Consider the following 6,000-nt stretch of genomic DNA (forward strand, 5'->3'; position numbering starts at 1 on the left):
ATGCGGTCCCGTTCAAATCGGCGCGGCCGCCCCGCGGCGCAAAAGGCTGGGCGGTTATCCTCGACGCAAATTGACTTTCCCGTCGCCTTGCCCCTATAACCCGCGCCAAGCTGTTTTTATGCGTGGCCGCCGCTGAGAAGTCTTTGATTTTTCAGGGCCATGCTTGGAGGCTGCGTTTTCCCCGCTTTTGCACGTCCCTGCCCGGCCAAGCCGGCGGGCGCATTTTGCGTTGAGAGCACGGCCGCGATCTTCGGGACGGAGCGAAAAAGTGAAGCGGACCTATCAACCCAGCAAGCTGGTGCGCAAGCGCCGCCACGGCTTTCGCGCCCGCATGGCGACGGTCGGCGGCCGCAAGGTAATCGCCGCCCGCCGCGCACGCGGCCGCAAGCGGCTCTCGGCCTGAGCCGCGTTACACCCAATTTTCTGAGGCGCGCCACGGCGGGACGGACCATGCACACGTCCGAGATCGCCGGCCGCGAAGCGCCGCCGGCCCGATTGAAAGCACGGGCCGATTTTCTCCGCGCGGCCAAGGGGCGGCGCCTGCGCATGCCCTGTTTCAGCCTGCAAATGATCGCCCAGCCGGAGGCGGCCGCGACTGAGCCGCCGCGTTTCGGTTTCACCGTAACGAAAAAACTCGGCACGGCCGTGCTACGCAACCGCATCCGCCGGCGGCTGAAGGAAGCCGTCCGCCGCGCGCCGCTTTGCGCGCGGCCCGGGCATGACTATGTGATCCTCGCCCAGCCGGCCGCGCTCACGGCAGATTTTGCGCAATTGCAACGCCAGCTCAGCCAAGCCATTGCCGATATTCATGCGGCGCCCAAACGTAAGCACCGCACCCCTTGATGAAGGACGAGTTTCCGCGCCATGCCGCAAGATAATAACCGCAATCTCATCCTGGCGATGGCGCTGTCGATCCTCGTCATCATCGGCTGGAACTATTTCTTCGCCACGCCGCAATATAAAAAAGAACATTCCGCGCAGCTCGCCCAGCAGGCACAGACGAACCATACGCCCGGCGCGCCGAGCTCGCAGCCGCCGCACAGCCCCAACGCCCCGCCCCAGGGCGGCCCGTCGAGCGAGACGCCGCAAGCCTTTCTGACCCGCGACGCGGCGCTGGCGACGTCGTCGCGCGTCACGCTCGACAGCCAGGCGCTTTTCGGGTCGATCAATCTCACCGGCGCGCGCATCGACGATGTCTCGCTGAAGGCCTATCGCGAGACGCCGAATCCGAAGAGCCCGAACATCGTTCTGCTGTCGCCGTCGGCGGCGCCGGAGCCTTATTACGCCGAACTCGGCTATGTCGGCGCCGACCCGGCGCTGGCGCTACCCAATGCGTCGACGGTCTGGAAGTCGGACGGCGGCAAGCTCACCTCGCAGACCCCGATCACCCTCACGTCCGACAACGGTCATGGTCTCATCTTCCATCGCCGCATTGCCGTCGATGACCATTACATGTTCACGGTCACCGATACGATCGAGAACAAGACCGGCGCGGCGGTCACGCTCTATCCCTATGCGCTCGTTGCGCGCCATGGCAAGCCCAAGACCTCGGGCTATTCGATCCTGCACGAGGGCATGATCGGCGTCGTCGGCGATTCCGGCGTGCAGGAGCCGACGTACGATTCGATCCTGAAGGAAGCCAATGCGACGGAGACGCTCTCCGGCACCGGCGGCTGGCTCGGCTTTACCGACAAATATTGGGGTGCCGTCGTCATTCCGGATCAGCATGTCAATTACCAGGGCACGTTCCACGCCTGGGACGACAACGGCAAGAAGGATTACCAGGCCGATTTCCGTGCCGACCCGGTGACCGTAGCGGCGGGAGCTTCGGCTAACGTGACCTCACGCGTCTTTGCCGGCGCCAAGGAGACGCGTCTGCTCGACGCCTATCAGAAGGACCTCGGCATCGAGCGCTTCGAACTGATGATCGATTGGGGCTGGTTCTATTTCATCACCAAGCCGATGTTCTGGCTGCTCGACAGCATCTACAAGGTCGTCGGCAATTTCGGCATCGCCATCCTCATCGTGACCGTGCTGATCAAGGGCATCTTCTTCCCGCTCGCCAATCGCTCCTATCTATCGATGGCGAAGATGAAGGCGGCGCAGCCGCAGATGAACGCCATCCGCGAGCGCTATGCCGACGACAAGATCAAGCAGCAGCAGGAGCTGATGGAGCTCTATAAGCGCGAGAAGATCAATCCGGTCTCGGGCTGCCTGCCCATGGTGATCCAGATCCCGGTCTTCTTCTCGCTCTACAAGGTGCTGTTCATCACGATCGAGATGCGTCAGGCGCCCTTCTTCGGCTGGATCAAGGATCTCTCGCAGCCCGACCCGACCAATATCTTCACCCTGTTCGGCCTGGTGCATTGGGACCCGATGGCGCTCCCGATGATCGGCCATTTCCTCAACATCGGTATCTGGCCGCTGATCATGGGCGTCTCGATGTTCATCCAAATGAAGATGAACCCCGAGCCGACCGATCCCGTCCAAAAGCAGATGTTCGCCTGGATGCCGGTGATCTTCACCTTCATGCTGGGTTCGTTCCCGTCGGGCCTCGTCATCTATTGGACGTGGAACAATCTGCTCTCGGTCGCGCAGCAGACGCTGATCATGACGCGCGCCGGCGTGAAGGTCGAATTGTGGGACAATCTCGCCAATATGTTCCGCAAGAAGCCCTAAACACCGGAGGCTTGTGCCGATGGCGACGGCAGATACAGAGGATTTCCAAGAGGCGGGCCGGAAGCTTTTCGCGCAGCCCTGCGATTTCATCTGGGGCGCGACCGATGCTGCGCAATTGCCGCCCGCAGGTCCGCCCGAGATCGCCTTCGCCGGCCGCTCCAATGTCGGCAAGTCCTCGCTGCTCAATGCGCTGACCGGCCGCAAGACCTTGGCGCGCACCTCGAACACGCCGGGCCGGACGCAGGCGCTGAATTTTTTCGCCTTGGGGGCGCCGGTGCGCCTGCGGCTCGTCGATATGCCCGGCTACGGCTATGCGGCGACCGCCAAAAAGACGATCGCCGCCTGGACCCGCTTGATGCAGGATTATCTGCGCGGCCGGGCCGCATTGAAACGCGTCTTCGTTCTCGTCGATGGCCGGCACGGGCTGAAACCCATCGACATCGAAATGTTCGAAAAGCTCGACAAGGCCGCGGTCTCCTATCAGGTCGTCTTGACCAAAGCGGATGCGGTGAATGCGTCGGCGCGGGAGCTTCGCATCGCCGAAACCGTCGCGGCAATCGCCAAACATCCGGCAGCCTTTCCCGAGGTGATTTTTACCTCGGCCGAAAGCGGCGACGGCATTGGCGACCTGCGCACTGCGATCGCCAGGCTTCTGGCCGAGCATTCATTGTAAGGTCATGCAATTGAGCTTATCCCGCTCTCGGGCTAAAAGGCCGCCAACGTTGTGATGCGGCGCGGCGCCAACCGGATGGAACACATGGCAGAATCAGCGCAGGAGAGCGCCCAGCGGCAAGCTGAAATTCTGATGCAGGCGCTGCCGCATATGCTGCATTACGACGATGCGATCGTCGTCGTAAAATATGGCGGCCACGCCATGGGCGACGAGAGCGTCGCCCGCAGTTTCGCCCGCGACATGGTTCTGCTCGAACAATCCGGCGTCAATCCGGTCGTCGTCCACGGCGGCGGCCCGCAGATCGGCGCGATGCTGAAGAAGCTCGGTATCAAATCGGAGTTTTCCGCCGGGCTGCGCATCACCGACCGCGCCACGGTCGAGATCGTCGAAATGGTGCTCGCCGGCTCGATCAACAAACAGATCGTCGGCTTCATCAATGCCGAAGGCGGCCGCGCCATCGGCCTTTCCGGCAAAGACGGCAACATGGTCACGGCGCGCAAATTCGTGCACACGGTGGAATCGCCGTACACGGGTGAACAGGAAGAAGTCGATCTCGGCTTCGTCGGCGAGCCGAGCAAGGTCGACACGACCGTGCTCGACCAAGTGCTCGGCCGCGAGTTGATCCCGGTGCTGGCGCCGATCGCACAGGGCAGCGAGGGCGAGACCTATAACGTCAATGCCGACACCTTCGCCGGCGCCATCGCCGGCGCGCTCGGCGCCAAGCGCCTCATCTTCCTGACCGACGTGCCGGGCGTGCTCGACCGCGACGGGCGGCTGATCCACGAATTGCGGATGGACGAGATTCGTACCCTGATCGCCGACGGGACGATCACCGGCGGCATGATCCCCAAGGTCGAGACCTGCATCTACGCGCTCGAACAAGGCGTCGAAGGCGTCGTCATTCTCGACGGCAAGCTGCCGCACGCGGTGCTGATCGAGCTTCTGACCGACCACGGCGCGGGAACCCTGATCAAACGGTGACAAGAAAAGCGACCAGGGACAATATACCGCGCCCGACGGGCGAGTTTTTCGGCGCATCCGAGGCCCGGACTGCGACCGGGCACCGTCACTTTGCAGAGATCGATACGTGGGTCTTCGACCTCGACAATACGCTTTATCCGGCCGACAGCGATCTCTGGCCGAAGATCGATCAGCGCATCACCCAGTTCATGATCGCGCTCTTCGGTCTCGACGGCCTGTCGGCCCGGGCGCTGCAAAAATATTATTATCAGCATTACGGCACGACGCTCCGCGGCCTGATCGAGGACCACGGCATCAGCGCGATCGACTTCCTGACCTATGTCCACGACATCGATCGATCGTCGCTCGTGCCCGACCCGCCGCTTGCGGCGGCGATCGCCGCGCTGCCCGGCCGCAAGCTCATTCTCACCAACGGCTCACGCGACCATGCGTTGCTGACGGCCGAGGCACTCGGCCTCGGCGCAAGCTTCGAGGACATATTCGATATTATCGACGCCGAATTCGTGCCGAAGCCCGAGCTTCGGACCTATCAGCGCTTTTTCGATAAGCATCATGTCGATCCGGAGACGGCGGTGATGTTCGAGGACATCGAGCGCAATCTGATCGTGCCCCATCAGCGCGGCATGAAGACCGTGCTTGTCGTGCCGAAGCCCGGCCAAGAGGACCATCGCGAGCCGTTCGAAATTCCGACGTCGCTCGCCCTGCCGCACATCGATTTCGTCACCAACGATCTCGGCGGCTTTCTCACCGAGATCATCGCCGAAAAGCTGCTTGAGAGCCATTGACTCTGCCGCCCGCGCAGAGGAAACCTCGCCCCGGTCGGCGGAGTGAGCGATGAGCCAAAATCTGGAAAAGATTATCGAAACCGCGTTCGAAGAACGGGCGGCGATCAACAGCGCGACGCAAGGCGTGGTGCGCGATGCGGTCGAGGCTGTGCTCGACGGGCTCGATCAAGGCATATTGCGCGTCGTCGAGCGGATCGAAGGCGCCGCGGGCCGGGAGGCCTGGCGCACCAATCAATGGATCAAGAAGGCGATCCTGCTCTCCTTCCGACTCAATGAGTCCGCGCCGATCTCCGGCGGGCCGGCCGGCTCCAGCTGGTGGGACAAGGTCGGGCTGAAGTTCGAAGGTTGGGATGCGGCGGCTTTCACCAAGGCCGGCCTGCGCGCCGTGCCGGGCGCCATCGTTCGCCGCTCGGCCTATGTCGCGCCGGGCGTCATCCTGATGCCCTCCTTCGTCAATCTCGGCGCCTATGTCGATGAAGGCACGATGGTCGACACGTGGGTGACGGTGGGCTCGTGCGCGCAGATCGGCAAGAACGTGCATCTGTCGGGGGGCGTCGGCATCGGCGGCGTGCTCGAACCTTTGCAGGCCAATCCGACGATCATCGAGGACAATTGCTTCATCGGCGCGCGCTCTGAAATCGTCGAGGGCGTCGTCGTCGGCGAGGGCGCCGTGCTGGCGATGGGGACGTTCATCTCGGCCTCGACCAAAATCATCGACCGTGCGACCGGCGCGATCCACTTCGGCCACGTGCCGGCCTATTCCGTCGTCGTGCCCGGCGCCCTGCCGGGCAAACCGCTGCCCGACGGCACACCGGGCCCGTCACTCGCCTGCGCCGTGATCGTCAAGACGGTCGATGCCAAAACCCGCGCCAAGACGGCGAT

At 63.1% G+C, this 6,000-nt stretch carries 7 protein-coding genes; all 7 read left to right on the forward strand.

Annotated features, from left to right (window positions below; genetic code table 11):
* The first annotated feature begins 268 nt into the window (after positions 1 to 268).
* Positions 269 to 403, forward strand: coding sequence for a 50S ribosomal protein L34 (gene rpmH, locus Q0025_RS09790; RefSeq protein ID WP_010300405.1), 135 nt, complete (start codon positions 269 to 271; stop codon positions 401 to 403).
* Between the two features lie 47 nt (positions 404 to 450).
* On the forward strand, positions 451 to 843 hold the full coding sequence (gene rnpA / locus Q0025_RS09795) for a ribonuclease P protein component (RefSeq protein ID WP_297298457.1): 393 nt from the start codon (positions 451 to 453) through the stop codon (positions 841 to 843).
* A 21-nt stretch (positions 844 to 864) separates the two neighbouring features.
* Positions 865 to 2,679: a membrane protein insertase YidC gene (gene yidC / locus Q0025_RS09800; protein WP_297298458.1), complete on the forward strand. Its 1,815-nt coding sequence runs from the start codon at positions 865 to 867 to the stop codon at positions 2,677 to 2,679.
* Positions 2,680 to 2,698: 19 nt separating this feature from the next.
* Positions 2,699 to 3,352, forward strand: coding sequence for a ribosome biogenesis GTP-binding protein YihA/YsxC (gene yihA, locus Q0025_RS09805; RefSeq protein ID WP_297298460.1), 654 nt, complete (start codon positions 2,699 to 2,701; stop codon positions 3,350 to 3,352).
* An 84-nt stretch (positions 3,353 to 3,436) separates the two neighbouring features.
* Positions 3,437 to 4,333, forward strand: coding sequence for an acetylglutamate kinase (gene argB / locus Q0025_RS09810; protein WP_297298462.1), 897 nt, complete (start codon positions 3,437 to 3,439; stop codon positions 4,331 to 4,333).
* Between the two features lie 98 nt (positions 4,334 to 4,431).
* A complete protein-coding gene (locus tag Q0025_RS09815) occupies positions 4,432 to 5,118 on the forward strand; it encodes a pyrimidine 5'-nucleotidase (protein ID WP_297298472.1) in 687 nt (228 codons plus the stop codon).
* 49 nt (positions 5,119 to 5,167) lie between these two features.
* Positions 5,168 to 6,000 (forward strand): 2,3,4,5-tetrahydropyridine-2,6-dicarboxylate N-succinyltransferase (gene dapD, locus Q0025_RS09820; RefSeq protein ID WP_297298465.1); only part of this gene is annotated, 833 nt, incomplete at its 3' end.

Source organism: uncultured Methylovirgula sp., assembly GCF_947646745.1.
Taxonomy (GTDB): Bacteria; Pseudomonadota; Alphaproteobacteria; order Rhizobiales; family Beijerinckiaceae; genus Methylovirgula.